Annotated in this window: 1 protein-coding gene; it reads left to right on the top strand. The window is 62.1% G+C overall.

Annotated elements, in window-relative coordinates; all coding sequences use genetic code 11:
- Positions 1–329: 329 nt before the first annotated feature.
- The coding region (gene cyoA / locus EOA22_RS34175; RefSeq protein WP_127390644.1) for a ubiquinol oxidase subunit II at positions 330–1,235 on the top strand (906 nt) is incomplete at its 3' end.

Raw genomic sequence — 1,235 nt, 5'->3', positions numbered from 1 at the left:
GAGCAGACGTCAGATGGAAAACGAGCACCCCGAAGGACGTGTCCTCTCCGCCGGCGCGGCGATCGGCAAGAAGTTCGGGCCCCACCGGTCGTCATTAGCCATGACTGGCGTCGATTCGCTCATGGGCCAAAACCGTGGAGCGGTTCTGGCTCCACCAGCTTGATGGGGTGATCGACTTAGCTGTGCTCCATCGCCGTGCCGCCGAATTGGAGTTTGTGCATGAGCCAGCGAGGAGGAACAAACCGGGGAAGCGCCAGTTAGGTCCTTCGTCCGGCGGAGGGCGGCACCCCGGCCACGCGCCTTGAAGTTGGTTCAGAGGAAGGCTTCAGATGAGAAGTGCCAAGAGCGCGTGCCCCAAGAACGCGTCCTCTCCAGGATTGGTGGCCGAGCAAGTGTTGTTGCCATCCAGCCCCAAGCCGGGGCGGCAACTGCTCTGGATCCCGGCAATCGCATTCTTGCCCGGTTGCGCGGGGGGTGTGCTCGACCCGCAAGGACCCATTGGCTCGGGCAACCGCACGATCCTCTTGAACTCACTGGCGGTGATGCTGGTGATCGTTGTTCCGACGCTTGTTGCGCTCTTGGCCTTCGCATGGAAATTCCGCGCCTCGAACAGCGACGCGCGCTATGACCCGGAGTTCACCTATTCGGGGCGCATCGAGTTGATCGTCTGGTCGATCCCGACGCTCACCATCCTTTTCCTTGGCGGGCTGATCTATTATGGATCGTACCAGCTCGATCCGCGCAAACCGATCCCTTCCGCGCAGCCGCCGCTCGACATCCAGGTGGTGGCGCTCGACTGGAAATGGCTGTTCCTCTATCCCGAGCAGGGCGTGGGCGCTGTCAATCAATTGGTTATCCCCGCCGGCGTTCCAGTTCATTTCAAGCTGACCTCGGCCAGCGTGATGAACACGTTCTTCGTGCCCCAGCTTGGCAGCATGGTCTACGTCATGAACGGCATGCAGACCGAGTTGCATCTGCAGGCCGACTATGAGGGCAGCTTTTTCGGCCAGTCGGCGCACTTCAGCGGCGACGGCTTCTCGGACATGAACTTCAGCGTGAGCGCGGTTTCAGCCGATGCCTTCACCCGCTGGACGTCGTCGCTGCGTGGCGGCGGCGGCGTGCTCAACGCGAATGCCTATCGCGAGCTCGCCCGGCAAAGCACCAACGTGCCGCCGTCCACGTTCGGCCATGTTCAGCCCGGGCTGTTCGATGCCGTCGCTCAGCAGTTATTGCGC

Origin of the sequence: Mesorhizobium sp. M7A.F.Ca.US.014.04.1.1 (assembly GCF_003998745.1) — a bacterium.
GTDB classification, from domain to species: Bacteria; Pseudomonadota; Alphaproteobacteria; order Rhizobiales; family Rhizobiaceae; genus Mesorhizobium; species Mesorhizobium ciceri.
This window is presented reverse-complemented; position numbering and strand designations above follow the sequence as displayed.